The sequence below is a fragment of the Ruegeria sp. G12 genome (assembly GCF_056533565.1).
The window spans coordinates 140,009-166,125 of record NZ_JBQFOO010000008.1; the positions used below are offsets into that span (position 1 = coordinate 140,009).

Annotated in this window: 23 protein-coding genes; 3 read left to right on the top strand and 20 right to left on the bottom strand. The window is 58.9% G+C overall.

Annotated features, from left to right (window positions below):
- The 10 genes from ACR0JN_RS17865 to ACR0JN_RS17910 all read right to left on the bottom strand — a co-directional run bounded on the left by ACR0JN_RS17865 (position 1) and on the right by ACR0JN_RS17910 (position 9,928).
- Positions 1-3,006, bottom strand: coding sequence for a hypothetical protein (locus ACR0JN_RS17865; protein ID WP_480887634.1), 3,006 nt, complete (start codon positions 3,004-3,006; stop codon positions 1-3).
- Between the two features lie 458 nt (positions 3,007-3,464).
- Entirely contained in the window at positions 3,465-3,911 is a 447-nt protein-coding gene (locus ACR0JN_RS17870) for a GPW/gp25 family protein (RefSeq protein WP_480887635.1), read from the bottom strand.
- Positions 3,912-3,914: 3 nt separating this feature from the next.
- Positions 3,915-4,208, bottom strand: coding sequence for a PAAR domain-containing protein (locus ACR0JN_RS17875; protein ID WP_480887636.1), 294 nt, complete (start codon positions 4,206-4,208; stop codon positions 3,915-3,917).
- A 13-nt stretch (positions 4,209-4,221) separates the two neighbouring features.
- Positions 4,222-6,003: a type VI secretion system tip protein VgrG gene (gene vgrG / locus ACR0JN_RS17880; protein ID WP_480887638.1), complete on the bottom strand. Its 1,782-nt coding sequence runs from the start codon at positions 6,001-6,003 to the stop codon at positions 4,222-4,224.
- Between the two features lie 3 nt (positions 6,004-6,006).
- Complete coding sequence (locus ACR0JN_RS17885) at positions 6,007-6,660, bottom strand: CIS tube protein (protein WP_480887640.1); 654 nt, start codon at positions 6,658-6,660, stop codon at positions 6,007-6,009.
- Complete coding sequence (locus ACR0JN_RS17890) at positions 6,661-6,831, bottom strand: hypothetical protein (RefSeq protein ID WP_480887642.1); 171 nt, start codon at positions 6,829-6,831, stop codon at positions 6,661-6,663. It lies immediately after the preceding gene.
- Between the two features lie 12 nt (positions 6,832-6,843).
- The gene (locus ACR0JN_RS17895; protein WP_480887644.1) at positions 6,844-7,323 is read right to left on the bottom strand and encodes a phage tail protein; all 480 of its coding nucleotides are present in this window, start codon (positions 7,321-7,323) and stop codon (positions 6,844-6,846) included.
- 5 nt (positions 7,324-7,328) lie between these two features.
- Positions 7,329-7,784, bottom strand: a complete 456-nt coding sequence (locus ACR0JN_RS17900) for a phage tail protein (protein ID WP_480887645.1) — start codon at positions 7,782-7,784, stop codon at positions 7,329-7,331.
- Between the two features lie 27 nt (positions 7,785-7,811).
- On the bottom strand, positions 7,812-9,251 hold the full coding sequence (locus ACR0JN_RS17905; RefSeq protein WP_480887647.1) for a phage tail sheath family protein: 1,440 nt from the start codon (positions 9,249-9,251) through the stop codon (positions 7,812-7,814).
- A 17-nt stretch (positions 9,252-9,268) separates the two neighbouring features.
- Positions 9,269-9,928: a hypothetical protein gene (locus ACR0JN_RS17910; RefSeq protein ID WP_480887649.1), complete on the bottom strand. Its 660-nt coding sequence runs from the start codon at positions 9,926-9,928 to the stop codon at positions 9,269-9,271.
- Between the two features lie 570 nt (positions 9,929-10,498).
- Here ACR0JN_RS17910 and ACR0JN_RS17915 point away from each other — a divergent pair.
- Positions 10,499-11,323 carry a GMC family oxidoreductase gene (locus ACR0JN_RS17915; protein WP_480887651.1) on the top strand — a complete coding sequence of 275 codons (825 nt, stop codon included), beginning with the start codon at positions 10,499-10,501 and terminating at the stop codon, positions 11,321-11,323.
- Between the two features lie 109 nt (positions 11,324-11,432).
- Here the strand turns inward: ACR0JN_RS17915 and ACR0JN_RS17920 are convergent, their stop codons facing one another.
- The 10 genes from ACR0JN_RS17920 to ACR0JN_RS17965 all read right to left on the bottom strand — a co-directional run bounded on the left by ACR0JN_RS17920 (position 11,433) and on the right by ACR0JN_RS17965 (position 22,543).
- Entirely contained in the window at positions 11,433-11,864 is a 432-nt protein-coding gene (locus tag ACR0JN_RS17920; RefSeq protein ID WP_480887652.1) for a transposase, read from the bottom strand.
- A 49-nt stretch (positions 11,865-11,913) separates the two neighbouring features.
- Entirely contained in the window at positions 11,914-12,510 is a 597-nt protein-coding gene (locus tag ACR0JN_RS17925; protein WP_480887654.1) for a dihydrofolate reductase family protein, read from the bottom strand.
- Between the two features lie 335 nt (positions 12,511-12,845).
- A complete protein-coding gene (locus ACR0JN_RS17930) occupies positions 12,846-13,082 on the bottom strand; it encodes a hypothetical protein (protein ID WP_480887655.1) in 237 nt (78 codons plus the stop codon).
- A 682-nt stretch (positions 13,083-13,764) separates the two neighbouring features.
- Positions 13,765-14,958, bottom strand: coding sequence for a tyrosine-type recombinase/integrase (locus ACR0JN_RS17935; RefSeq protein WP_480887659.1), 1,194 nt, complete (start codon positions 14,956-14,958; stop codon positions 13,765-13,767).
- Positions 14,959-15,231: 273 nt separating this feature from the next.
- Positions 15,232-16,278 (bottom strand): ABC transporter ATP-binding protein, encoded by a 1,047-nt coding sequence (locus tag ACR0JN_RS17940; protein WP_480887660.1) that lies wholly within the window; start codon positions 16,276-16,278, stop codon positions 15,232-15,234.
- Positions 16,278-17,525 carry an MGH1-like glycoside hydrolase domain-containing protein gene (locus ACR0JN_RS17945; RefSeq protein ID WP_480887662.1) on the bottom strand — a complete coding sequence of 416 codons (1,248 nt, stop codon included), beginning with the start codon at positions 17,523-17,525 and terminating at the stop codon, positions 16,278-16,280. Before ACR0JN_RS17945 ends, ACR0JN_RS17940 begins: the two co-directional genes overlap by 1 nt.
- A 5-nt stretch (positions 17,526-17,530) precedes the next feature.
- Positions 17,531-18,739, bottom strand: a complete 1,209-nt coding sequence (locus ACR0JN_RS17950) for a carbohydrate ABC transporter permease (protein ID WP_480887664.1) — start codon at positions 18,737-18,739, stop codon at positions 17,531-17,533.
- The gene (locus ACR0JN_RS17955; protein WP_480887665.1) at positions 18,739-19,971 is read right to left on the bottom strand and encodes a carbohydrate ABC transporter permease; all 1,233 of its coding nucleotides are present in this window, start codon (positions 19,969-19,971) and stop codon (positions 18,739-18,741) included. The genes ACR0JN_RS17950 and ACR0JN_RS17955 overlap by 1 nt, the downstream gene beginning before the upstream one ends.
- A 58-nt stretch (positions 19,972-20,029) precedes the next feature.
- Positions 20,030-21,385, bottom strand: a complete 1,356-nt coding sequence (locus ACR0JN_RS17960) for an ABC transporter substrate-binding protein (RefSeq protein WP_480887667.1) — start codon at positions 21,383-21,385, stop codon at positions 20,030-20,032.
- Between the two features lie 24 nt (positions 21,386-21,409).
- The gene (locus ACR0JN_RS17965; RefSeq protein WP_480887668.1) at positions 21,410-22,543 is read right to left on the bottom strand and encodes a LacI family DNA-binding transcriptional regulator; all 1,134 of its coding nucleotides are present in this window, start codon (positions 22,541-22,543) and stop codon (positions 21,410-21,412) included.
- Between the two features lie 269 nt (positions 22,544-22,812).
- Between ACR0JN_RS17965 and ACR0JN_RS17970 the strand changes: the two genes are divergently transcribed.
- Positions 22,813-24,393 (top strand): ABC transporter substrate-binding protein, encoded by a 1,581-nt coding sequence (locus ACR0JN_RS17970; RefSeq protein WP_480887670.1) that lies wholly within the window; start codon positions 22,813-22,815, stop codon positions 24,391-24,393.
- A gap of 92 nt (positions 24,394-24,485) precedes the next feature.
- Positions 24,486-26,051 (top strand): ABC transporter substrate-binding protein, encoded by a 1,566-nt coding sequence (locus ACR0JN_RS17975; RefSeq protein WP_480887672.1) that lies wholly within the window; start codon positions 24,486-24,488, stop codon positions 26,049-26,051.
- Positions 26,052-26,117: the final 66 nt, after the last annotated feature.

Consider the following 26,117-nt stretch of genomic DNA (forward strand, 5'->3'; position numbering starts at 1 on the left):
TTATTCATCGCCTGGGCCTCGGTTCGGGCGCGGGATCAAGTCCTGGCCAATGCGCAGGGCGCCAACACCAAACGGGGTCGTCTTGATATCAATGTTGTCGTCTTTTTCGGTATTCGGGTGGTGAACAACGAGAGAGCTGCCGATTTCCATCTCGCTCACGCCGAATGGCGGGAACAGAGGGGTCACGAGGTGCGCTTTGGCAGGCACCAGCACCGAAAACGGCGCACTCGGCCGGACTGTCCCTACACTGAACTCAGCGGACGATGAGAGTGCGTGATAGGTGTGTGACTCGGCATCTTCCTCGGGCCCGCCGGATGCACTGACCCGCGAAAGCGCAATCCCCGTTGTATAGGTGATGCCGGCAAGTCCCTCGATCCGCGACCCAAGATCAGAGGGGTCCAGGGATCCTGCGCCAATGGGGCAAGGGGCGGTCGGATCCCAAAGCCATGGGGCGATCCAATCGTCGATGGCCCGTGTCGCAAGATCGAGAACCGACGTACCGACGCGTTCGTCAAAGCCGAACCACAGCCGCGCCCGCACTGTTTCATAGCGAATGCTGCGCACGGACAGGCTGACGTTACCCGGCATGCGTTGCCTAAGATGGTCCGCTATCTCACTCAGTTGCTCGGGCGCGACCCTTGGCAATGTGCCGGGGCTGCCGCGCCGCCCGGCCACCGCAAGGGTCAGCTCGCCCGGAGCCACGCGGATCAAACGCGCGTCCCCGATGTGATCAAATTCGGCCAGTGTTATCTGTTCGTAATCGCGGGCCTGAAGGGCTCGGGATTTGTGGCGAAGCCGTTCACTGACGCGAATGTCAAACGATGACTTAGTCTCTGCACGACGACCCCCATGCCCTTTGGACGGCTGGACGGCACTCTGGATCAGATGGGTCTGATCTGCGTCCGTCAGTCGGGTGATCCGCCCCTTGGGCACATTGGCCCAGGGGGCTTCGGTGATCCGCGTGACCGAGACCGCGTTGGCCATAATGCTGCGCAGCGCGCCAATGGTTTTGACCGGCGTCTGTTTGGTCGGCTGCGCGGCCAGCCAGACCTGCCCGGTAGGCATGTCAGGGGCATCTTCGACGGCGTCGAAAGGCACTTGCAGGCTAAGAATGCCGGCGGTCGTGAACCCATGGGTACCGTCGTGCAAGATGTTCCTGTTCGGCAGCTTTGCCCAGCCGCGCGCCGTCAGATAACTCCAGTCTAGATGTGGAGGAGGCGCGCCGTTCGAGGGACGCCTGACCCGCACCGTCCGGCTTTCGATGTCAACGTTCAGATCAAGCCGGCGCCTGTTGGACAGGTTTGCGACCCCCAGGACAAACACACCGGCAGAGGTTGGGGAAGCGGCGCCGGGAAGTTCCGCTAACGCCAGCGATCCCCGAGACCAGGCCGGGATGTCGCCCAGCGGCGTGGCGGCAAAGTAGCTGCCCCAGCGTGCATCGTCCCGCCGGTCAATCCGCGCACTGGCCGTATAGCTCAGCGTCGCCTCGCTTGCCATCGGGGTGTAGGGTGGCTTGGGGATCGGCGCGTCTTGTGGCGCGGCGGACGGGATCACCTTGCCAAGGGTTGCCCGCGCTCTGCTGGCGATCGCCGCGACCAGTGGCTTTGGCAGAGCTGCCTTGGCCGTCGATGCGGCCAGAAGCGCGGGATGAACCTCTCGCCCAAATCCGGTTTCCGGCGCAACAAGGCGCAGCCGCCACGTCTGGGCCTCGGTCAGTTTGCCAATTGGCAGTTCAAAATGACTTTGGGCCGAGATCGGGCCGCGTTCGGGGCGAAAAAGCTGGGTGTCAGGTCCGGCTTCCTGCAACCACCCCCCGTGGACGGCCCCGGCCCGAACCAGAAAGCTGTCATTCCTGATCCCCAGCCCGTAGCCCGCATAATGGTCTTCCAGGCCACCCTTTCCTGATGGTAGTTGTGTCCATGTCAGCGTCAATTTGGCGACTGTCACAGGCAGCGCAATTCCGCCCGGCAACGCTATTTCAACAGCGGCCCCGTTCAGCGGTTGCATCCCAAAAGGGGCAAACGGTTCGGCGGCATTGACGAGGCCGTCCGGTGTTCCCAGGCTGTCAAGCGGCAGATCGTCCACCGTCACCGAGAGCGAGAGTGACGCGATCTTGAGCACCCCGAATATCGAAAGGCCATGCCCCATGGCGGTGCGTGCAAGACGAATGTCCATGCGTCCGCCATCGGCCCGGCCCAGGGGATCGGGGGCCGAAACGACTGCCGCCGCCGTCGGCGCTAAGGTGCAACTGATCTCGACCTGGTTTTCTTGCTTCAACCGCACGCGTGAGGCAGGCGTTACTTGCGCCCCGTCGGCCCCGCTCAGAGAGATCTGCAACCCCAGGCTTTGGGCCGGGATGCCCTCGGACCCGGCGGTCGCAAAGGCGGCTAGCAGGTCATCAGAGGTAGCGCTGAGGTCCAACGTCACGATGATGCGGCGGTGGCCTCCGGGCAAGACAAGCAGGGGCGAGCTGATAACCAGCCCGCAGGCCATCGGGTGGCCCATATCGCGCCCTCCGAATGGCAGCATGGGCTGTGTTAAGGGCAGCGACTGGTCCTGAAAGCGCAGATCCCGGCAATTCTGCGTGTCATCTAGGTCGAGGGTTACCGAGATCGCCCGCGTGACCTGCGCGTGGTCAAGATGCACATCGCTGTCCGTTGCATAGCGCACCGGTCCGTCGCCTTCGACCTGGCCCGCTTCAAATTGCGTACCGGCGGGAAGAACGAACGGCGCCGTGTCAGCCACCAGTGACAGGGCCAAAACGGTTTGGTCCATTGTAGCGGATCTGGGGCTGAGACCCAGCACCCGGTTGTAAAAAAACGACAGATGCGCCTCTGGCAGTGCGTTGACATGTGCGCGCACGGTTTCTCGCATCCGGAGAAATGCAAGCAGCAGGCCGATATGCGGGGCGTGGTCAGAGCGGCTCGCCATTGCGTGGCGCAATTCCTCTGCAACTTCTTCTCCCAGCGCGCGGATGGCACGGTCCGCCGCGCTGATTTCCTGCATCGATGGTACGCTAACCGGCGCCATGCCTTTGAGTGGCGTACGATCCTGTCGTGGCAATGTCGCGGGCCGTGTGATGCGAAGGGCGTTCCTTGCCGCAATCGAGATCTCGGCTTGAAGCGTGTGGTTTGACTGTCTTTGGCACCGAACTTTCCACTCCTCGAAACTCCTTAGAAGTCCAGTTTGTAAAGGTCCCAATTCATCGGGGTTCCCTCTATGATCGAAATAGGTCCGATCCCGAACGTGACCGGCGATTTCGGCCATCAGAAACAGCGGATCACCATCAAGAAAGTCACGCCAGTTTGCCGTGCTTTCAGTCCCATCGTCGAACTTGAGAGCTGCCGCTATGTCAGCGAGGTAATGAAGAAGTTCGGCTTCATTGCGCGCATCGATCGGCACGGTCTCGGGCGCCAGCATCGGTTGTCCGCGCCCGCCTTGCCAAGTATGCAACAACCTGTCTGTCATCCGCCTGCCTTTCGGCCTGTCGGCGGATCCATCGGTCCAAAGGCTGTGCCTTCTTCGCGATAGAACGGGACGACCAGATTGGCCCGTGCATTCACCGCAGGCACGTCATAGACGATATCGACAAGGATTTCTCCGGTTTCGATGCGTTCGGACAGGACTTCAACCCTGAGCACTTTTACTCTTGGTTCAAACCGTGTGATGGTATCCTTGATTTGGGTGGCAAGTTCACCAAGCGAATTTTGCGAAACAACGGCAAATACCTGCACCGGCAGGCCGAAATCTGGCCGCATGATCCGTTCGCCCTGAATGGTGCGCAGCAAAAGACCAAGAGCTTCCTGGATGTCATCCACGTCCGTGCGCATTTCAACGGTCGAGGATGCGAGATTGAAACGGGGCGGAAACGCCCAGCCGCGCCCCAGAAATTTGCGAGCGGGTCCGTGCATGCGCTAGCCCCCTATCAAAACGGTTGGGGCGCCAGCCGCGATCACACCGCCATGGGCGGTGCTGTCGCCCATACGGGCGGCAGGCTTGCCCCCGATCAAGACAGTGGCCGACCCTTTTACGATCGTATCCGGTGGTCCGACGCATATTGCCTTATCCCCCAAGACCGCCGCAGGCATGCCAGCGATCAACACCGTGGGAACTCCCGGGCCGAACACCGGCCCACCAACATGCGCCACGCCGTTGGGGGGCGCCATCGGGCAGGTATGAAGGTCTGACAGGCGGGCAGCGGGCGGCATCGGGCTTTCCTCTCTAATTAATTTTTACCGGGAGGCCACTGATCGTCATGGGCCCACTTGCATCAAGCTTCGACGTCGCCCCCTTGGCACTGAACGCGGCACTGGCATCCTGAGAAATGTTCAGCGCCCGCAATGAAATATCCGTTTTCGCTTCGCCGTTCAGTGTGCCGCCGGCAGTGAAGTCGATATCCGTGGCCGCCTCGATCTGGACCGCGGCAATGCTCTTGAGCGAAATTCCGTCTTTGCTGAGTTTGACCGCGTTGCCGTGGCTGTCCTGCACGACCAAGGTCTTGGCGTCGTCATCCAGCGTGACCTTGTGCCCCGCCGGCGTGCTGAGATCTGCAACGACCTTTTCGTCGTCGAATTGCAAAGTAATCCCGGAACGGGTGCGTATGGTCTTGAACGTGTTTGTCTTGTCCGGGACCTGTGGGGCAGGCCGTTTGCTGCTGTGCAAGCCGCCCAGACAAACTGCGTTCTGCGGGTCGCCATCCAGGAAATCGATCACGACCTCGTCCCCGACCTCGGGCAAAAAGTCGATGCCCGTTTCGTTTCCCGCATATGGCGTAACAACCCGCACCCAAAGCGCAGCATTGCCCGACAAGGGCAGGGTCACCTCGATCCGGCCCTGGCCCAGAGGATCATCATGGGTTTGACGTACCTTGGCATATTGCGGTCCAAAAACACCGGGACGTAGCCCGGCAGCGGCCGGGCTGTCGGCGTTAGCAACATCGTGGCGCTGGTGCAGGTGGGGATCCAGACCGAATTGCACTTCGGTGTCCCATTCTCCGGCCATGAGGTGATGGTGGACGGCACTCATGTAGGCCGCTCCGTTGAAACGAGGGCTCATGCCGCCCAATTCAAGGGTCTGTCCGGGGCGCAGTTTTGCACTGCCCGCCAGCTTCGCACGGCCGTAAAGGCGGGCCAGACGGCTGTTGAGCAGCTGCGCGACGGACCAGGTTTGCAACCCCTTTGCGGACAGCGCGCCAAAGCTGCGAAAATCCGCTTCACCGCCATTGACCGAACGGGCAAGGGACTTTCCGGTCACATCACCCTGCCGGTTCACGCCAGGTTCAGGTGCACTGGCGGATACGGCTTCTTGTCTGGCGAAATCCCATGCCTTTGCCTCTGCGCCTGCGATCTGGCTTCCTGCATCCAACGTGGCGTCGAAGGACAGCAACGACTCGCCAAAGCGGGCCTCGTATTCCGGCGTGTCGAGTTGCGGCGGTGCAACCGTCACGCGGCCGTCATAGACCGAAACAACATGCCCATTTGCGGCGGCGCGCATCAGTAGAAAGTCCCAATCCGTCGCGTTGTGCTGAACGATCTGTTCAACTGTTTCCGAGGTCGCGGATATGTCCGCCTTTAGACCTGCGTCGCGAATGATCTGCGAGAGGGCATCGCTGTCCTTTTGGTTTGCGAAATGCCGGGTCCTGCGGACACATGTCAGCGCGATGGCGGGATCTGCGCAGGACAGAACCAGTTGGGTTTCGCCGTTCTCGCGTAATTGGATCGCGTGTTTCAGGACGATGCCGAAAAAGAGCACTTCGTTGCTGGCATGATACCCGGCCCGTATCTTGACCTTGGCGCCAGGCAGGACATCCGCGCTTCGGCTCAAGGCAAAGTCCTCTTCACTTGGGGAGCCGTCAGCAAAGCTGACCGTGGCACGCGGTACACGATTGAGCGCATGATCGACCGTGATTTGCTTGACCGTGGCCTGTTCGGACATCGTCTTGCCGTCGATCTCGACCGCGATGGTCAGGATCTCTTGGCTTTCGACTCGGAGAGACTTGGGCATGGGTCACTCCTCCATCTTGGGAAAAACGACGGATGTACCGGGTCTGATTGGCATCAGGTCGTCGTGGTCGTTCGCCCGCGCGACATCAATGTAGAAGGACACGTCGCGATAGATGTCATGCGAATGCATGGACAGAGAAATCCCATCTGTCATGATGCGTTCATGTGTCAGGTCTGCCGACCGTTTGGAGGCTTTCCGGGCAATTTCTTCCGGTGTACGATGTTCACGGAAAGAGGCTGAAATCTCGGCTCTCAGCGGTGTGCCATCGGGGGCAAACAGTGTGTAATCGACCTCCATCGATACCAGCATGCTGCGAAACACGAGCTTGCCCCAGATCACGTCCAGCAGATTGGGGCTGTGATGCTCACCGTTGTAGTCGACTGCCAGTTCGCGCAACGCCACGACATGTTCGTCCACATCCGTGACGCCAGGCACGATGCCGGTGCCATCGACCGTAAAGCGAAACGACAATTCCTGTGGTTTCTGGGTGCGGTAGCGGATCACCGATCCGGCCGTATCAATCCCGCGGTCCTCGGAGACAAGCGTGCGGTAAGCCTGCCGGTAGCCGTCCGGATTGATCTGAGCGGTCCAGTCACCCAGAAATTTGCGCCGATCCTTTGGTGAATATGCCTTGATGACGAGTTTGCTGAGCGACATTTATTTCTCGCTCCGTCGCTGCAGTGTATCCCGGACAATCTCTGCGCAAATCTGACGGATCTCGCGCCGCAGGTCATCGGTGAGGACGGGCGTCGGATTTGCACCCTGAACACCCGTATCTGCGTCAGGCTGTTCCACTACAATCTCGATTGTCCCGATCTCGATTTTCATACTCGGCGTCTCCTAAGCCCAAACTCCGGTGGAAATCGGCGAAGATACCCGTCGGAGTTCCGCGTAGGCAAATTCCAGTGTTTCAACCGCCAGCGCGCTTTTCATGGCGTCCAGCGCATCAACGTCGAACTTCACCGGGTAAGCATTGTTCAGAACCCAGGACATCGCGGGATCACCATTTTCATCCAACAGCGAGATCGTCAGGTCCTTTGGATCAATGGGTCTCGACAATTCCGATTGCATGATGCGTGTCACCCAATTCCGCAAAGGCGAGGCATCAGAAAAGATGCCTCGTTTCAGCACGACATTCTGTGTGCGGATCCGGGCCGGGAGTCTGTGTACATGCGTATTGACCCCACCTTCCGGAACTTCGACAACCTCGCGTTCACTGGTCAGTCCGGATACGGTCTGAAATCCGCCGTCAAATTCCGAACCAATGCCGTGAAACCGAACATGGAAAGAAAACGCCGTTAGGGGAGGATCCTGATCCATTGACGTCAACCGTTTTCGATTTCAAGCCCCTCATAGACAAGCTCGATGCTCTCGACCGCTACTTCGTTGGCGTCGGATTTCAGATCCGTTCCGACGATCTTTGTGGGCATGGCGTTGTTGAGCTTCCAGACCATTGTGGGCGTACCCGTTTCATCCAGGAGTTTGATCGTGACGGTTTCGCGCTTGATCGTGTTCAACTTGATTTGCTTGAACCAGTCGAAAAGCTTGTTGTCATTGGCAAAGACGCCTTTCTTCAACGTAACCGGCGCTGTCTTGATTATTCCGGGCATCTTGACGGTCGAAAAGACCTTGGAATTGCCAGCACGGTATTCGATCACGGACGTCTCGACATCCAAACCCGAGACTTCGCTGAAAGCCATGCCATCCCCAATATTGGAGATATCCACCTGGAAATAGAATTTCGGCAGTGGCCAGATTGCATTTTGTTCTTCGCCAGCCATGGCGTCTTCCTCCTATGGCGCGTCTGTTCAGGACGCCTGCATCTTTTGTGTGAATGTCAGCTCAATGAATTCTGCAGGTCTTGCAACAGCAATCAAAATCGATACGTTCATCTGGCCGTCGAGAATGTCCTGAGCGGTCATGGTTGACCCAAGGCCAACGTGAACTGAATAGGCGTCTTCCGGTACTGCGCCCGCCAATCCGCGGTCTTTCCATTGGGTGTAGAGAAAGTTCTCAATCATGGCCTTCACGGACACCCACGTCTGGGCCGTGTTCGGTTCGAACACATAGGCCTGACAGGCGGCCCGAATGGATTTTTCCAAAAAAGATACCATGCGCCGCACCGGGACATAGCGCCAGTCCAGCGAGTTTGCGTCGAGCGTGCGCGCGCCCCAGATCAATGTCCCACCTCCGGGGAATGTCCGTATGGCATTGATGGCCTTGCCACTTGCGGGCGCATTCAGACCTTCCTGCTGCTGATTTGAAATCTGGGCCGCTGGCGCGACCACGGCCGCCATCCCAAGATTTGCTGGCGCTTTGAAAACGCCAGCGGTTTTGTCGGTGTTGGCATAGACGCCTGCTATGGCTCCTCCGGTTGGTTGGAGGTTCAACACCTCAAGGATCTTTTGCATTGCAATGACATATCTCGGGCTTTGCGCTGCGGCCATGCTATGTGCGCGTGCCAGTGAGACAGCATCACCAGACTCGAGGGCCTCGTCGATTGCCGTGGCGATTTCCTCGGACATTTCCGGTGTGTCCGCTTGGATCAAGGCTTTGAGGTGGTCGATGGTCGTGGACGTACAATAGGCAAGGCTGGGCACCGAAATCAGGTTGGTATGGATCCAGGGATAATAAGCTGCGCCAAAGGCCAGATCTCCGGTCGAAACTGCGGTCCTGAAAGTGTCGGCAATCTCCGGGGCGAAGGAACTTGCCCCATCACGCAGGTCCATTAGGACAAAGCGTTTGTCCGGAATGCGATCATTGGCAAGCAGGGCTCTGCCATAGATTGATGCGCTGTCCTCTTCACTCTCCAAGGCGACCGCGTCAGGTATGACGATGAGATCGGGTTCGCCCGCTTTCTCGGCTTCGCTATTTTGTTCGAACGGCTTGTCCAGAGTGTCCGTAGTGACCGCAGTGTCGTAGTTCCCTACGGACACGATCCAGCAGACACTGCCTTCATTGGCAAAGAAAAGCTGAACGGCGCGATACAGATAGTAGCGCGACCCGTTTATCTTGTAGGTGTTATTGTCAAATTCGACTTGAAGGCCGGGTGCGCCCCCAAACAACGCCTCGAACTCGGTCATCGACGTGATGCGCGTCGGAATCTCTTCAAGCGTGTCACCCGCCGCAGTTTCAGCCCGGGCCGTGTGACCGATGAAAAGGGGGATGCCGGTTGAGGCAGCGACTACTGAATTCGGGAAGGCGTTTTTTTCCACAATGTAAACGCCAGGAGTTTTATAGGCCATCATTCAATCCAATACGCGTTCTAGTGTCCGTGATTGATGTTCAGCTTTTGAATGCCTTCATCATATTCTTTCTGAGCTTCCTCGCGGTCATGCGCCGCTGCCTTTTCGACAACATCGAGCTTTCCGCCTTCCACTTCCAGAAGGGCTTCGAGATCTTCTTTGAGATCGGAAACATCGTCAGTAAGGTTCGTTTTTGCATGCAACTTGACGGCAGTGTCCCAGTCTTTCCTGACGGTCTCAAGCTCTGCTTTTGCGGCCTTCAGGTCATCCTGAGCATTTGCCACGGCTTCTTGCGCTTTGTCGACTTTGTCAGTGGCTTCCCCAGTTGCTTTTGCGGCCTTGTCTTGCACCTGTTTGGCGTCTCCAGGCTCAGTATCGGAGGCCGGGTTGGCGCTGATCAACAGTTCCAGGGCACTTTCCAACGGTGCCAGTTTTGCACTGTATGACGCACGAAGCTTTTTGATGTCATCGTTGATCTTGTTTCTCTTCGTGCGTTCAGAGATTTCGATCTTTGTGAGCCTCTCCGTCAGTTGGAGATCCAGTTTTGATTTGTCGCTTTCGTAGGCGGGCTCTTTTTTTGCCGGCACCGCCGCAGCGCCATGCCCGCCGCCTTTGCCGGGGCTCGGCATGTCGGGTTCGGTCGGTTTCGGCTCATGCTTGGAGGGCTTTTCATCTGTCAAAACGAATCTCCTCAACAAAATATCTTAACGTAACAATAACCCGACAAGTGCTTTCGATCTACGGCTATGATCGTGAAGTCGTTCATGGGTTGTTAAGTGCCGTTTTTGCGTCCTGGTTGAGCTTTCCAAAGGGCGCTGGATACCCTTTTGGCATTGACATTCAATTCAAAGGGTGTATCGCCAGCCATGGCAGGATAGTTGCGACTTGGGGTGTTGAGCGTACGTCGTACCCGGTGGCCTCTCCGATATGAAACGTGGTGACGGGGGGTGACCGCCAGGTGGCGTTGACTTGCGGGTGCCGATATGAAACCGACGTTTTTAACTGTTCGGATACAAAAGGCTCCCCGCGCAAGCATTTGATATTGGTCAAGAATTTGACTGCGTCATAACAGGTGCAGGATCGGCAGGCTGTGTCCTGGCCAATCGGTTGATGGAAGATCCAGATGTTTCCGTGCTGTTGCTCGAAGCGGGTTGCCGGGACAGAAGTCTGTTGTTTCAGTTGCCCGCAGGCTTTGCCAAGATGACCAAGGGCATTGCAAGCTGGGCTGGTCCACGGTGCCTCAGAAACACATGCAGGGACGCGAGATCTGGTTTACCCAGGCCAAGGTGATTGGCGGCGGCCGCTCGATCAATGCGCAGGTCTATACCCGTGGCCACCGCCACGACTATGACGCCTGGGCCCAGGATTGGGGATGTAACGGCTGGAGCTATTGTGAGGTTCTTCCCTATTTCAAACGCGCCGAAGGCAATGAACGTTTCGGCGAACTGAATCAAGGGACCGGGGGGCCGTTGGGGGTGTCCATGCTGCGGGGGGCTTTTCCGATTTGTGATGCATTCATCAGGGCAGGGCAGGAATACGGATTGCCTTACAACCCGGACTTCAATGGCGCACAGCAAGCCGGGGTAGGGTACTATCAGCTGACGCAGAAAAGCGTGCGCCGATCTTCCACGGCCTCGGCCTATCTGAAGACTGCGGAACAACGCCCGAGCCTGACGGTCATGACCCACACACAGGCCCCACGCGTTGTCGTAACCAAAGGGCCTGCGGTCGGGGTAGAAGTTCTGCGACAGGGGCAGAGGTCAGTCATCAAGGCCCGGAAAGAGGTTCTGATCGCGTCCGGGGCCATAGGGTCGCCGCGGTTGCTGATGCTCTCGGGGATCGGCCGTGCAGATGACCTGCGGTCCGTTGATGTGGACGTGGTGAATGACCTGTCGGGTGTTGGCCGCAACTTGCAGGATCACATCGACCTGTGCGCGATGCGGGAATGCACCGGGCGGCAAAGCTATGACGGGGTCGAACGGCTGGATCGCGGCATTCTTGCGGGGCAGCGATATATGCTGTTCAAGACCGGTCCCGTAACGGCGTCGCTGTTCGAAACCGATGCATTCGGGTAAGCAGTCATCCGGTAGTTTTAGTCAGATGTCTCCGTTGAGCCGATTGTGTTGAAGAAGTCGTCTGTGAGAACGCGTTGCCATTGCGGTCGCGTCCGTCTGGTCATTGCCGTCACGCCATCACCGGAGAGCCAGGGATCGGTTTCGCGAGTTTCCGGAGGTTTTGGGCGGTTGCTGCCTGGAGGAACTCGTCTTTGTCGCCGTTTGGTCTGCGGAGGCGCAGCCGGTCGAGCCGGAGAATGCGTTTGAGGTGAGCAAAGAGCATCTCGACCTTTTTTCGTCGCCTGCTGGCATCGGCGTAGGCGTCTGTCTTCACGATGCGCCGGGCTGCGTCTCTTGCAGCCTCTTGGACATGGCGGGAGATCTTTCTGGTTGGCTGGTTCGGGGTACATTGCTCCTTGTGCGCACAGGTTGAACAGCCTTGCTTGCGGGCAAAGTACTTGCGGAACCGGATGGAAAGCCACCCAATTTCCCATCTGGCGGCTTTGGTCCGCATTTCGGAGTTTGCAAAGCCCGATGATGAATGTCCGTTTCGGGTTGCCACCGGTCACTAATTTGAAAAGTAGCGTAAAGCGGCAACGAGCACTTTTCGCCTAGTACTGCGGACGGCATGAGTGTCGGCTTGCCGATTTACTGTTCTTGATCTGATACCGTATCTGGATGCAATCGTTCGGACAAACCACCGCCTGTGCGTTCGTGAGGGTTATATCTCGGAGCGTCCGTCCGAACAATGGTGCCCCCTGACCAATCAGAACCGGTATTTGCGTGATGGTTATCTCGTCCAACCGCCCAAGGTTGATAAAGGCCTGAATAGTGTTGCCACCGTCGATATAGGCGCTCTGATAGCCTTCGGACTCCAGCCTGTTCAGAAGTGCCTCCAAATCACCAGAGTATATTTCAACCTTATCTTTCAGATTTTCGGGGGGCGTCTTAACGGTGTTGCTTAGAACGACGATCTTTGTCGTTCCATAGGGCCATTGGTCAGAGGGCAAGTCGAAGCTACTGATCTTCTCCATGCATTTGCGACCCATAATCATGCAATCAACCGTCGCCATATAAGCCTCAAAGTCGACATAGCCCTGGGGCACGCCAGCATTTAGCCCACCAGCAGTTTCCAGCCAGTCTATACCACCGTCGACCCGGGCAATGTACCCATCTGCGCTTGCCGCGATGTAAGCAGAACACTTCATTTTGTCCTCGTCTTTTTTCAGAAGGTCTCAGGTCAGCAGTCGTGGCGTAATTTGAGCACGGACATTTAGTTGGCTACCTCGGATTGTCTTGCGACCTGCCGCCAAATTGTTGGCCTTGAGGCGTTCCTCGCCAATGCGAAGCGGGCGGCAAAGACCTTTGGGAGTTATCGTGGAAACAACAGCGTCAGGATCAGACGCGCGCCCCAACCTTCGGGCCCTGTATCCGGACCATCTGCCCAATAGCGAACTCCGCCACCGACGCTCACAAGTTGATTGCCAAATTTGGTCACTTTCGTTGCAACCGCGTTGATTGGGACAGACCATTGTTCAGCTTCCTAGTCATATGTGGACTCGCTGTTGATCGTAAACGTCCAGGCGTTCGGCGTGGTGTATGACAGGAAGGGTTGTAAGAACGTCTGGTTAACATTCGTATCGCCGTCGATGTCCCAGATGTGGTTGGTCAGCCCGCCGTAGGTCCATGGACCCTGTTGTTTAAGGGCCACCGCTGTCAGTCCTGCGCCCCACTCACCCAGACCCAGTTTATCATCAGTGGATGTTGGCAGCAGGAACACCGGGCCCGCGCCCCATATCCATCCCCCTGCTTATTGCAGCACTGTGGCTGACATCAAAATTCGTGTTGATCGGATTCTGAGTAACTCATGTGCGGAGTAGAATGGCCCTTAGAGATCTCCACGTGTCGCCTAGCCAGTCCCCATGGGTAATGAAGCGTGTCTTTCATCAACCTTATTTACCTGGTCCGATCATCCTGGTAACGCCTAGGAGCTGATATTGCCGTCGCCGTGAATGTGCTTATTGTGGCAGTCGTCCTTTCTTACTGGGGACGAAAGCCAGAATGATCGCAAACGGCCGCTCGTCCCACCAATGGGTGTCCCTAAACGGGGAAGACGAGCTGCACTTCTTGCGCAGCAACACTCAAAGAATAGACAACAAATTGCTGCACCACAAGATGTAGTTGGTATTTTCCGAACAGGCACTGCATGTGGGCTTTATTGGTCTGCGAGATTTGAAGGTTGCGCTGCCGGATTCGTCACAATTTGCACCGGACCGACGCTTTCATCATCAGACAAAGGTTCAGGCCTGCGCAGAAAAACTCCCATCTCCAACGATCCAATGTCCAAACCGTAACATCGCCATACGCTTCGGCATCACACCAGTTGGGGATACCCCACTCGTTCAAATCTGAAGTGGGCTCAACAATCTCTTTCGAGGTGTTGGCATTGTCGTTCCGCTCAGTCATTGATTAGTCGCCAGCTTTACGACATGACCTGCGCCAACCATGACAAAGTCTGCCCAGCGTTCAGCCAAAACGCGTCTCTGCTCAAGAAAATCTGTGCGTCTGTAGGCTCGGACCACACCAGAGTCGGTTACGTGTCCCAGCATCGCTTCGGCTACTTCGTGCGTCGCGTCGGTGGCTTCAGCCAGCCAGTCGCGAAGACTACTGCGGAAGCCATGCGGGCGGGCGTCCAGTTTGCGACGTTCCATCATTCGTGAGAGTGTCATATCAGAGATCACGCCCTGCCGTGTATTCGGAAAAAGGAAACCGTTTCTGAAATGCGGCAGGGCAAGGCCGATAACGCAATGCGCTTCCTGCGAAAGCGGCACACGAAAATCACTTGTTGCCCCTTTTCGACCTTTCATGGCCTCACCGGGTATAGTCCAAACGTCTCCCTCAATCTGTTCGAGCCTGATAAAGCGCAAAGGTTTAGAGCGAACGCCGGTCAGGATGAGCAACCTCATAGCTAGGTGCGTAAGCGAGGGTTCCTTTAAGCTTGAGTACAAAGCAGGGACATCGCTCCACAGCATTGCTGGGATATGTTTCGGCTTGTGACGTGATTTTCCCAACAACGCTTTGGCTTTTTCTGTCGCCTGAAGGTCAACGTCCAATCCGAGCGCGGCCGCATGTCGAAATACAATGTTTAGCCGGTTCATTGCTTTGCGCGCTGTGTCGGGTTTTGTGTGCCAGATTGGAGCCAGGGTGTCGCGAATGTCGCGCTGGTCAATGTCTGTTATTGGCACCTTTCCAAGCTTGGGCAGTACATGCCCATTTAGCGGTGAGAGCCAACGCCCAGCTTTTCCATCGCCTTTGAGTTCAGCCTTTCGCGCTTCGAATGCATCTGCTGTCAGAACCGCAAGTGAAACATCTTCCCGTCGCGCAGCACGTGCCTCTGCTTCACGCTCCTTGACCGGATCAAGGCCTTCCGCAGCGACCGTACGCCATCGCTGTGCAACATTTCGGGCACCTGCAAGAGAAAGAGCTGGATAGCCGCCTAAGCCCATTTCGCGCCTTCGGCCATGCACAGTCACACGCAGCATCCACTGCGCGCCACCATCATCTCGTTTAATAAACCAAAGACCAGCGCCATCGCAGTGTTTACCCACAGGTGCAGATTTCACAAAGGAAGCTGAAAGTCTGTTTGTTGCCCGCATTTATATCCACCCTACTCTATTGGATGGCGCTAAACACGGCAAGACAATCCCGGACAGTTTAATTAGCTAAAACAAGGTAGCAGAGTGAGAACCTGAACAAGAACGAACAACCTCAAACAGGTTGCATGTGCCGCCCCCGGGCACCATTTCAACCGAGACGCCATGCGACTTCAAAACGTTCATCAAGATGACGAGCCTTGGTGCTCTGTCGCAGGTCCGGACGCCTGCGGGCCCGAAGCGGATTGCTCGGGGCCCGCCACGATGGGCCAATGATCAGAGAGCCTGCCCCTTCTCATCGAAGAAGTGCAGTTTTTCCGGGGCGAAGTGCAGGCCGATTTTGGTTCCTGGTTTCAGATCGGTGTCGCCGTTTATGCGCACTGTGACGTTCTCTTCGCCGCCGCAATCCACGATCAGGAATGTGTCTGCGCCGAGGTATTCGATGACCTCGATCGTGCCGTCGTTTTGGCCTTCGCCGGGGGCCACGGGGCTGATGTGTTCCGGGCGGATGCCCAGTTTGGTTGCTTCGCCCGACCGGTCCAGCACCCCGCTGCCGCCGTTTTCCAGTTGGTAGTGACCATCGCGCGTTGTGCAGGGCAGGATGTTCATTTTCGGGCTGCCGATGAACTGGGCCACAAACAGGTTGGCGGGTCGCTCGTATAGCTCACGCGGGGTGCCGACCTGTGCGATCGTGCCGTATTCCAGCACCACGATCCGGTCGGCGAGGGTCATGGCTTCGACCTGATCGTGCGTCACATAGATCATCGTGCGCTTGAGGTTCTGATGCAGTTTTGCGATCTCGTAGCGCATCTCGACCCGCAAGGCGGCATCGAGGTTCGACAGCGGTTCGTCGAACAGAAACGCGGTCGGGTCGCGGACGATTGAGCGACCGATGGCGACCCTTTGGCGTTGGCCGCCGGACAGGTCCTTGGGGCGGCGTTCCAGAAACGGACCCAGCTTCAGGACATCCGCCGCGCGGTTCACCTGCTCTTCGATGTCGACCTTGGGGACGCCCGCGACCTTGAGCGAAAAGCCCATATTCTCGGCCACGGTCAGGTGCGGGTACAAGGCGTAGGACTGGAACACCATGGTCAGGCCGCGTTTCGAGGGCGGATGATCAGTCACGTCAGCGCCGTTGATCAGCAACTCACCGCGTGAGATGTCTTCGAGCCCGCCGATCATGCGCAGCAAAGTAGATTTGCCGCAGCCCGACGGGCCGACGAAGACGACGAATTCGCCCTCGTCGATCTGCAGGTCGATGCCCTTGATCACCTGCGCGCTGCCGAACCATTTCTCGACGGATTTCAGTGCGATACTGCCCATCAGTTCCTCCCTGCCCAGTGCAGCCAGACGGCGGCTGTCCAGGTGAATGCGTTGCCGCCAGCGGGGCTGCCGGTCATGGGGTCAAAATACTCGGCAAAGCCGAAGGTTGAGATCAGTTCGGCGGTTTTGGCGCGCAGCTGCGCAGCTTCGTCCGCGTGGCCCATGTCTTCCAACCCGAAGCCGATCATCATGTTCATGATCGCCCAGGTCGGCCCGCGCCAGTAGCGGCGGGCGTCGAAACCGGGCATGCCGGGGTCGTAGCTGGGGATCGGATGCGGGACATTGGCCAGAGTGGTCCTTACCCGTTCCAGCATCTGAGCGGAATCCACACCCGCGAACCAGCACATGTACGAGGCGTTCGACAGCGTGCCGGACCATTCGCCGGTCTGCGCATCGCGGGAATCGAAGGCGCCCAGCGTTTCGTTCCACAGCGATAGCGCGCCTGTCTCCAGTCGCTCGATATCGGCCTGCAGCCCCTCGGCGGCTATCCCGAGTGCGTCGCTGATTGCCAGCAGATCCCGTGCCGCGCGCAGGGTGGTGAAAGTCATTGTCGGGTCCGCCACGCGGAAAGGGTTGAGGGTCAGCAGGCTCTGCTGATCCCACCCGGCCTCGCGCCCGATCTGGACCAGCTTGATATAGCGGTCATAGTCGAACTTCGTCGGGCGATCCTCGCTGTTCACATGGGTCGTATCGCGGCGCTGGTACTCACCGACCCCCGAGGCATCCATGCGCGCCATGGTCTGATCCCAGTCCGGCGCATTGTCGCGGCCTGCTTCCCACGGATGGGTGGTGCAGACTGCATTCTGGTCGTCCAGCCGCCACCGCATGATCCACCGGTGCCAGGCCAACACTGCCGGGAATAGGGCGCGGATGCGCGCCTCGCCTGCTTCGGGGTCCTTCTCCCAGATTTTCCGTGCCATCGTGGCAGCAATCGGGGGCTGGATGATACCTGAAGATGGAATGGGCCCACTGCAACCCCAGACATCCGGGCCGGGGAAATAGCCGTCGTCCTGCTGGTGAAACAGGATATGCGGCACCATGCCGTCCTTCCACTGGCCCGAGAGCAGGGTTTCCAGTTCGACCCAGGCGCGGTCGATATCGAACTCGGCAAAGCCAAGTGCCGCAATCGCGCTGTCCCAGTTCCATTGATAGGGGTACAGCCCCTCGGTCGGGATGGTGTAGCCGCCGCGGTCATTGGCGATCAGGATATTGCGCGCCTCGCGATCAGGGTTTGTGTGTTGGTTCATCTCAGTCATCCTTTGACGGACCCCGCAGTCAGGCCCTTGGTCATGAAACGTTCAAGTCCCAGGAACAGCGCCATGATCGGGACGGTGGCAATCACCGCACCGGCCATCAGGTGCTGACGGGGAATTTCCGAGGAGTTCAGCATCGTGACCCCTCGGGTCAGGGTAAATTTCGACGGGTCGTCCAGCAGCATGAAGGCCAACAGGAACTCGTTCCAGGCGATCATGAAGACATAGAGCGACACCGACGCCAGCGCCGGCAGGCTGAGGGGCAGGGTGATCTTCCAGATCACCGACAGGCGCGACAGGCCGTCCATCAGTCCTGCTTCCTCGACCTCGGTCGGCAGGCCCCGGAAATAGCCCTGCAGCATGTAGAGCGAGACCGGTATCGTTGTGACCGGGTAGATCAGCACGATGCCGAGGATCGAGTTGCGCAGGCCGGTCATCGAGAAGGCAATGTAGATCGGCAGGGCCAGTACGATCATAGGCACCATGTAGATCAGCAGGATCGAGCGTGAGAACGTCTTTTGCCCTTTGAACCGGAACCGCGCCACGGCATAGGCGCCGGGGACGCTGAAGGCCAGTGTGATGAACACGGTCAGGACCGAGACATAGAAAGACGTCCACAGGTAAGTGCCGAAATTGAAGTCCCGGAACAGTTCCGTGTAGCTGCGGAACAGGGCGGTGCCTTGTGACAGGTCGACCGAAAAATCCAGCGGGTTTTGCAGCAGTGCCTGTTGTGATTTCAGGCTGGTCATCACCATGACGTAGAAGGGGATGATGACGATGGCCGTGAAGAAGATGTAACCGAAGCCGGTGCAGAAGCGGATCACAGCGTCCTCGAATTCGTGCCGTGTCAACTCGCCGAAAGGGACGTCTTTCAGAATCTCGGCCATCGAAAGATGCATCACGATGGCAATCGCAATCACGGTGATCAGGGTTGCCTGCAGCGTGGTGTCCGAGCCGATCAGAACCGGGCCGAACCCGGTCAGGCAGGACAGGCCAAGCAGGGCTGAGACACCGAGCCGGGCAGGGGCCTGTCGGGTCGGGAACTGGACATAGGCCAGACCCGCGATAGCACCCCAGATCAGGCTCAGCAGAACCTGCGGGCGGAACGCGGCACCCGTGGCAAAGGACATGGTGATCGCGATAGTGGTGGCGATCACCACCAGCCACAACGCGCCCAGAACCGGGCCAGTGACAAAACCATTGCGCATCACAAACCCTCCTCTCGGCTGATGAAACGGAAGAAGACGAAGCTGAAGGCGATCAGGCACATCAGGATCACGACTGCTACAGCCGCGCCCGCGCCGATATTGGAAATCGCAAAGGCCTGTTCATAGACATTCACGGTCAGCGTGCGAGTGCCCGCATTGCCGCCGGTCAGCAGGAAAATGTCGTCGAACTTGTTGAAGGTCCAGATGAAGCGCAGCAGGAACAGCACCGACAGAATGCCCAGCAGTTGCGGGATGCTCAGCAGCCAGAATTTCTGGAAAGGTGAGGCCCCGTCCATATCCGCTGCCTCATACATGCTGCTGTCGATGGACTGCATTCGGGCCAGAATGAACAGGAAGGACAGCGGGAAATAGCGCCAGATCTCGAACACTGTGACCATGATCAGCGCCAAAGGGCGTTCGCCGAAGAAGTTGATCGGCTCAGAGTTCAGCCCCATCTGCACCAGCAGCGCGTTGGCTGAACCCGAGAAGGGGTCGAACAGCGTGACCCATGTGAAGGCCACGGCAATCACAGGCGCGACATAGGGAAACAGGTAGAGGCCACGGATAAAGCCCTGCCCGCGAAAGCTCTTGTTCAGCAGCAGGGCGGCGAACAGGCCCATGACCAGCGCGCCGATGGTGCCGAACACCGTGTAGAATAGCGTGACCCAGAGAACGCCCCAGAACTCGGACCCGTCAAAGACGCGGGCGAAGTTCTCAAGGCTGAATTCGAAATTGGTCAGTACATTGGGGCCGCTGCCGGTAACGTCGGGTTCTGATCCTTCGATCAGATCCTCGAAGGCGTCCGGGTCCCCGTCGAGTGTGATGGGTATGCGGATGCGCTCGCGCTGACCGCCGTCCAGCGTGCCGAAATCGCAGAACAGGTCCTGCCCGTCCAGCACGCAGGGCGCGGCAACCTCGGCGGGTGTGACGCCGTCGGGCAGCACGTCGCTCAGGGTTACGCCGTCGATGGCGATCTCCTGGCTCGAGTTGCGCAGGCGGTATTCGATGCGCAGGTCATCGTCCGATCCGCGCAGGCTTTCGCGAACCACAGGCGCAGGTGGGCGCAGGTCGGACAGGGTGAAGGGCTTGAAGCTGATCCAGAAGATCGCCAGCAAAGGCAGGATCACCACAAGCGATACGCTGATCACGGTCGGAGACAGCAGCGCCCAGGCCAATCGCGCCTCGCGTTTGGCAAGCGCCCCGGTTCCGGTCGGTGGGGTGGCCGAAGACATGGGATACCTCGAAGGGTTGGGTGCAGCGGCGCGGGCCGCCGCTGCGTTTGCCGAAAGGTTATTGGACCTTGGCGAGCTCTTCGTTCATGGCCGCAACGGCGGCGGCGGCGTCAATCTCATCGTCGATATATTGCCGGACAACGCGGTTGATCGCCTGAGAGTTGATCATTTTCGAGGCCAGCGCCAGTTGGCCCTCGGCCACGCCCCAGCGTTGGGCCACGTCCAGACCGCCGACAATCTCGTCGATCATCGACTGCTCATAGAGCTCTCCCAAAGGTGCTTTGCGGTCGACGCCCACGGGCAGTTCGGCCCAGGCTTCGGAAAACGCGGTTGGGTTGTCCGCAGTGCCGCGCCGGACCGGGAACTTGCCCTCGGGTGCGATGGCCAGCGTCTGGGTGTACCCCTGATCCATTGCGTATTTCACAAACTCCATCGCAGCGTCGGTATCCGCATCGTTGGTGATGCCGAAATACCGAATGTCGCCCCAAGCCGCGCCATCGGGGTTCGACGGGCCGGACAGTTTGGTCACGATGCCAGTCTTGCCCGCCAGGTCGCGCGAGGTCGGGTCGTCATTGATCGTTGGCGGCGCGCTGTCGCGCAGACCGGCCAGTTCGTCCAGAATGAAGGGCGACCAGATGATCATGGCGGCTTTGCCGTCAAAATATAGTTCGCGCGACTGTTTCCAGAACAACTCTCCCGGAGGGGACGCTTTTGAGATCGCCTTGTAGAAATCCAGAACTTCGGTCGTCTTGGCCTCATCCAGTGGCTGGAACCCATCCGGGCCGACCGGGCTGACGCCATTGGCAAGGAAAACGTGTTCCAGCACCTGGCTCATGAAGTTCTCGTCAACCTTGGTGGCCGAGACAAAGCCGTACATCTCGGGCGGGTTGTGCAGTTTTTCCAGCGCCGCCTGAATGTCGCCGAACGAGGACGGAGCCCCCAGCCCGGCCTCATCAAACAGGTCCTTGCGGTAGACCACCATCTGAGTCCAGCCATCGACGGGAACCGAGGCGGTTTCGTCGTTGAACGCCGCCATCGCCAATGCGCCCGGCGCGAAGGTGTCGGCCCCCAGTTCCTCGATCACCTCGCTGGCGGCTTCGGTATCCAGAATGCCGGCCTCGGCCCAGGGCAGGGCGTATTGCAGCGGGTGATAGACCACATCCGGCAGGTCACCGGCGGCAAAGGCTGCGGTGGCACGGGTGCCCAGATCGGTTTCGGTGACCGGGATCACCTCGACCGTGGTGCCGGTTTCGGCTTTGAACTGGTCTGCCATTTCCTGCTGTTTGGCCAGCCGTTCGGGCTGTTCCTCGGTTGTCCAGAAGCGGATCGTGTCGGCCTGCACGGTCAGCGCGGTCAGCGCCAGTGCAAGGGACGAGCCCATCATCAGCCGTGCGGCTGTGGGTGTCAGTTTCATCGGTTGTATCCTCCCCGTTTGTGTTCAGTGGGTATTTCGTAATTTCCGGGCCAAGCCTTCGCTCGTCAGCGCTGGTGGGCCGTCGCTGAGCCGTTCGATCAAAGTGGCATCGGCCAGTTCCCGCAGCGTGCCAGCGGCCTCGCCCCGGATCTGGCGGATCAGCAAGGTCGCCAGCCGGTGCCCGGCCTTGCGCGAGTCGACGCTAAAAGTGGTCAGTGGCGGGTTGGCATAGGCGCATTCGGGAATTCCGTCGTAGCCAATGACCGAGATATCCCGTCCAATCTCCAGCCCCCGTTCTGCGGCGACCGAACAGAACCCAAGAGCCGCAAGGTCCGTTGCAAAGACAATGGCGGTCGGCGGACGGTCAAGCTGCAGCAGGGCGCGACCCTCGGCGGCCCCTTCCTCGCGGGTCCGGGCGCCGTTTCGAATAAGATCGGGATCATGCGGCAGACCGGCGGCGGCCAGACCTTCGACAAACCCGTCCTGACGCAGGTGGCTGTAGTTGAACTTGGGGTCACTGCCCACATAGGCGACACGGCTGTGCCCATGATCGGCCAGCCGCTGCACGGCCTTGTGCATGGCGGTTTCGCCGGAAATGTCGAACCACGAGATGTCATCCTGCGGCTCGTCGCGCCCGTACCCGGTTCGACCGAACAGGATGGACGGCACGTTCAGGTCGCGCAGCAGATTGGCCCGCGCGTCGTCAACCGCGGTACGGGGCAGTATGAACCCGTCGGCTTTATGTTCCTCGACCAGACGGCGCAGCACGGTCAGGGTGTCGGCCTCGGATTTCGCGGTCGAAATTGTCAGGGTCCAGTCGAACCCGCTGGCGGCCTCGCAGGCTCCGGCCAGAAATTCCTGCAGGAACGGGTTGTGCCCGTCCGGCTCATCACTGTTGAGGACCATCGCGATGGCGCGAACCCGCCCGGTGCGGATCGCTTGCGCGTGGCTGAGCGGGCGATAGCCCAGCTTGCGCGCGGCGGTTTCAACCCGCCTGCGGGTGACCTCGGAAATGTCCGGATACCCGTTCAGCGCGCGCGACACGGTGCTTTTGGACAGCCCCAGATGCTCGGCCAGTTCATTCAGCTTTACGCGGCCCGCAATCGCTGTGCGAGGGGCTGCCGAGCCTACATGCAGGGTTTCCAGATTCGCTTTCATAGGGTCAATTAGGAGTTCCGAAACCGGTTTCGGCAACCAAAAAGTTCAAAAAAGGCGCGGGTCGGTCAAATTCTGACGGGATACGCTTCGCTTTATGGGGAAGCGTTGCCGCCAGTTACGCGCCGGACCTGACCCAGTAGCAATCCGGATTAACGGCAATTATGCGGTTGAAAGTTCCAGCCTGATTTGGATGATCAGGGGCATGAAGACCGAACAACCCGGTCTCCCGCCAACTGCGCGGGCAAAAACCAATAGGGGAGAGATCCAATATGAAACTGAAACACTTGCTGATCGCAGCCAGTGCAACGGCGCTGCTGGCCGGTAGCGCCTCGGCCGAGACGCTGCGCTGGGCACGCGCGGGCGACTCGCTGACGCTGGACCCGCATGCGCAGAACGAAGGTCCGACCTCGGCACTGGCGCATCAGATCATGGAAACGCTGGTCATGCGCGACCATTCCGGCGCGCTGGTTCCGTCGCTGGCCACGGAATGGTCACCTTCGGAAGACAACCCGAATGTCTGGGTGTTCAAACTGCGCGAAGGCGTGACGTTCCATGACGGGGCGGAGTTCGACAGCGAGGATGTCGTCTTCTCTCTGAACCGGGCGATGACGCCGGATTCCGACTACAAGGAACTTCTGGCCTCGGTCAAAGAGGTCCGCGCGCCGGACAAATACACGGTCGAGATTGAAACCGACGGTCCGAACCCGATCATGCCGAACAACCTGACCAACATGTTCATGATGGACAAAGGCTGGGCCGAGGCGAACAACGCGGTCAAGGTTCAGGACTATGAGGGCGGCGAGGATACCTTTGCGGCCAAGAACGCCAACGGCACCGGCCCCTACAAGGTGGTCAGCCGCGAGCCGGACGTCAAAACCGTGCTTACGGCGCATGAGAACTACTGGGGTAAGGATGAGTTCCCGCTGCAGGTGACCGAGATCATCTACACCCCGATCCAGAACGCCGCGACCCGCGTGGCGGCCCTGCTGTCGGGCGAGGTGGACTTTATTCAGGACGTGCCGGTGCAGGACCTTCAGCGTGTTGCCAGCGCCGATGGGCTGGACGTGCGCACCGCGCCGCAGAACCGTGTGATCTTCTTTGGCATGAACATGGGCGATGCCGATCTGGCCAATGACAATGTGGACGGCAAGAACCCCTTGTCCGATGTCCGCGTGCGTCAGGCCATGTCCAAGGCGATCAACCGCGATGCGATCAAACAGGTCGTGATGCGCGGTCAGTCGGCCCCGGCGGGCATGATTGCTCCGCCCTTCGTGAATGGCTGGGATAAGGGGATGGACAGCTCCTCGACCACCGATATCGAACGGGCCAAGGCGCTGATGGCCGAAGCGGGGTATCCCGACGGCTTCACCATCCAGTTGGACTGCCCGAACGACCGCTACATCAACGATGAAGCGATCTGTCAGGCCGCTGTTGGCATGCTGGCGCAGATCGGGATCACTGTTAATCTGGACGCCAAGCCAAAGGCGCAGCACTTCCCGCTGATCAACAACCTGGAGACCGATTTCTACATGCTGGGCTGGGGTGTTCCGACCTACGATTCGGAGTACATCTTCAACTTCCTGGCGCACACCAAGGGTGAGAAATACGGCTCGTGGAACGGCACGCGCTACTCCAACCCCGATCTGGACGCCAAGATTCAGGCGCTGGCTTCGGAAACCGATCTGCCTGCGCGCGACCAGCAGATCGCGGAAATCTGGCAGGTTGTTCAGGACGAACAGCTTTACATCCCGATCCACCATCAGGTGCTGAACTGGGGTATGAAGTCGGATGTCGGCACCATTGTCGAGCCCGAAGATTCGCCGAAAATCAAATACTTCACCATGAACTAAGGTGAGCAACTGGAAACAGGGCGCGGCTTCGCGCCCTGTTTTGCTTTAGGATATTCGAAAACCGCCTGCGGGCTAATCAGGGAGTCGTCGCCATGATCCTCAGAAACAGTGCCATTGGTCTGGTCCTGCTGGCCGCAAGTGCGGTGCAGGCTGCCGAGTTTAAATGGGCCTCGACAACTGACCCGCAAACGATGGACCCGCACGCGGTGAACTCTGCCGCAGTCCTCGGCTTTCTGAACAACGTCTACGAAGGGCTCGTGCGGCGGGGCAAGGATATGCGCGTCGAGCCTGCCTTGGCGGTAAGCTGGGAGCCGATCGGCGATGGCGAAGGCTGGCGGTTCAACCTGCGCGAAGGTGTCACCTTTCACGATGGCAGCACTTTTGACGCGCAGGACGTTCTGTTCAGCTATCAACGCGCCTCGGACGAGGTCGCGGATACCCGCAGTTGGTTCGCACCGATCAGCGAGGTGAAGGTGGTCGATGACTATACGGTCGATTTCATGACCGCGGCCCCGAACCCGCTGTTCCCGTCCTCGATTGCCAACTGGATGATCATTGATCAGGGCTGGGCCGACGCCAATGAGGCCACCCTGCCGGACAAAGAAGTCGGCAACTACGCCACCCTCAACGCAAACGGCACGGGGGCTTTCAGGGTAACGGCGCGCGAGCCGGGTTTGCGCACGGTGCTGGAGCCATTTGACGGCTGGTGGGATGAGGCCGGGCACAATATCACCCAGGCCGAGTTCACCCCGATCCAGAATCCCGCCACCGCTGTCGCCGCTTTGCTGTCCGGCGATGTGGACATGATCAACCCGGTGCCAATTCAGGACGTGGCGCGGTTGCAGGGCAGTGGCGACGTGGACGTCATTCAGGGCATCGAGGCACGCGTGATCATGCTGGGCTTCGACCATCAGGCCGAAGCGCTGAAATACACCGACGATGCGGGCAAGCCGAACCCGTTCCGGGATGCCCGCGTGCGTCAGGCCGTCGCCAAGGCGGTCAATGTCGACGCGATCCTTGCCACCATCATGCGCGGCAATGCCGAGGCTGCCTCGCAACTGGTCAGCCCGGCGATGAGCGGGTATTCGCGGGCCAACTCGGATCGGCCAGCCTTCGATGTGGAAGGCGCAAAAGCGCTGCTGGCCGAGGCCGGGTACGCGGACGGGTTCTCATTCGGTCTGAAATGCCCCAATGACCGCTACCTTAATGATGAGGCCGTCTGTCAGGCCGTGGTCAGCATGCTGGCCCAGATCGGGGTGACGGCGGAACTCGACGCGATGCCGGTGCGCAACTATTGGCCGGAACTGCGTGAGGACAAGTACGACATGTACATGCTGGGCTGGAGCCCCGGCACCTTTGACGCGGAACACCCGGTGCGGTTCCTTGTGGCGACCCCAAACGAAGAGAAAAAGCTGGGAAGCTGGAATTTCGGCGGCTACTCGAACCCGCGGGTCGACGAATTGTTGCCAAAGATCCAATCCGAGCTGGATCAAACCAAACGTCAGGCCATGCTGGACGAGGTGACGCAGATCTATCAGAACGATCAGGTCTATGTGCCGCTTTACGTCCAGCCTCTGGTCTGGGGGACGCGCAGCAATATCGACCTGACGCAACGCCCCGATGACTTTTTCATTCTGCGCTGGGTGACCGTCAACTGACGCCACCCGCTTTGGGCCCCGGTTCCGGTTTCTTTTGCCAGCCGCACCTTGACCATCTGATCGGGT

Bases quoted from the DNA above. Each gene is read 5' to 3' on its own strand.
- ACR0JN_RS17900 (WP_480887645.1), bottom strand. From the start codon at position 7,784: ATGGCTGGCGAAGAACAAAATGCAATCTGGCCACTGCCGAAATTCTAT.
- ACR0JN_RS17965 (WP_480887668.1), bottom strand. From the start codon at position 22,543: ATGAAAGCGAATCTGGAAACCCTGCATGTAGGCTCGGCAGCCCCTCGC.
- ACR0JN_RS17960 (WP_480887667.1), bottom strand. From the start codon at position 21,385: ATGAAACTGACACCCACAGCCGCACGGCTGATGATGGGCTCGTCCCTT.
- ACR0JN_RS17950 (WP_480887664.1), bottom strand. From the start codon at position 18,739: ATGCGCAATGGTTTTGTCACTGGCCCGGTTCTGGGCGCGTTGTGGCTG.
- ACR0JN_RS17890 (WP_480887642.1), bottom strand. From the start codon at position 6,831: ATGAAAATCGAGATCGGGACAATCGAGATTGTAGTGGAACAGCCTGAC.
- ACR0JN_RS17905 (WP_480887647.1), bottom strand. From the start codon at position 9,251: ATGATGGCCTATAAAACTCCTGGCGTTTACATTGTGGAAAAAAACGCC.
- ACR0JN_RS17895 (WP_480887644.1), bottom strand. From the start codon at position 7,323: ATGGATCAGGATCCTCCCCTAACGGCGTTTTCTTTCCATGTTCGGTTT.
- ACR0JN_RS17875 (WP_480887636.1), bottom strand. From the start codon at position 4,208: ATGCCGCCCGCTGCCCGCCTGTCAGACCTTCATACCTGCCCGATGGCG.
- ACR0JN_RS17955 (WP_480887665.1), bottom strand. From the start codon at position 19,971: ATGTCTTCGGCCACCCCACCGACCGGAACCGGGGCGCTTGCCAAACGC.
- ACR0JN_RS17945 (WP_480887662.1), bottom strand. From the start codon at position 17,525: ATGAACCAACACACAAACCCTGATCGCGAGGCGCGCAATATCCTGATC.
- ACR0JN_RS17885 (WP_480887640.1), bottom strand. From the start codon at position 6,660: ATGTCGCTCAGCAAACTCGTCATCAAGGCATATTCACCAAAGGATCGG.
- ACR0JN_RS17940 (WP_480887660.1), bottom strand. From the start codon at position 16,278: ATGGGCAGTATCGCACTGAAATCCGTCGAGAAATGGTTCGGCAGCGCG.
- ACR0JN_RS17915 (WP_480887651.1), top strand. From the start codon at position 10,499: ATGCAGGGACGCGAGATCTGGTTTACCCAGGCCAAGGTGATTGGCGGC.
- ACR0JN_RS17935 (WP_480887659.1), bottom strand. From the start codon at position 14,958: ATGCGGGCAACAAACAGACTTTCAGCTTCCTTTGTGAAATCTGCACCT.
- ACR0JN_RS17865 (WP_480887634.1), bottom strand. From the start codon at position 3,006: ATGCAGGAAATCAGCGCGGCGGACCGTGCCATCCGCGCGCTGGGAGAA.
- ACR0JN_RS17970 (WP_480887670.1), top strand. From the start codon at position 22,813: ATGAAACTGAAACACTTGCTGATCGCAGCCAGTGCAACGGCGCTGCTG.
- ACR0JN_RS17925 (WP_480887654.1), bottom strand. From the start codon at position 12,510: ATGAAGTGTTCTGCTTACATCGCGGCAAGCGCAGATGGGTACATTGCC.
- ACR0JN_RS17975 (WP_480887672.1), top strand. From the start codon at position 24,486: ATGATCCTCAGAAACAGTGCCATTGGTCTGGTCCTGCTGGCCGCAAGT.
- ACR0JN_RS17870 (WP_480887635.1), bottom strand. From the start codon at position 3,911: ATGCACGGACCCGCTCGCAAATTTCTGGGGCGCGGCTGGGCGTTTCCG.
- vgrG (WP_480887638.1), bottom strand. From the start codon at position 6,003: ATGCCCAAGTCTCTCCGAGTCGAAAGCCAAGAGATCCTGACCATCGCG.